This window comes from Cupriavidus sp. SIMBA_020 (genome assembly GCF_046535395.1).
Classification (GTDB): Bacteria; Pseudomonadota; Gammaproteobacteria; order Burkholderiales; family Burkholderiaceae; genus Cupriavidus; species Cupriavidus campinensis.
The window spans coordinates 1-247 of record NZ_JAWRWU010001338.1; the positions used below are offsets into that span (position 1 = coordinate 1).

The 247-nt window shown below is 72.1% G+C and carries 1 protein-coding gene; it reads right to left on the reverse strand.

Features of this window, described 5'->3' with window-relative positions; all coding sequences use genetic code 11:
- Positions 1-247, reverse strand: a 247-nt coding sequence (locus SB751_RS33870; protein ID WP_410749481.1) for a PHP domain-containing protein, incomplete at both ends; no start/stop codon positions are given.

Sequence of the window (247 nt, forward strand, 5' to 3'; positions counted from 1 at the left end):
GGGTCAGGTCCAGCGGCGCGGCCTCGGGGCCGGCGCGCAGCCGGAAGGTGGCGCCGATGATGAGCGGCAGCTTCTGGGTCTTGGCCTCGACGTGGGCGCGCACCACGCCGGCCAGGCTGCATTCGTCGGTGATGGCCAGGGCGGCATAGCCCAGTTCGGCGGCGCGGGCGGTCAGTTCCTCGGGGTGCGAGGCGCCCTGCAGGAACGAGAAGTTCGACTGGCATTGCAGTTCGGCGTAGCCGGGCAG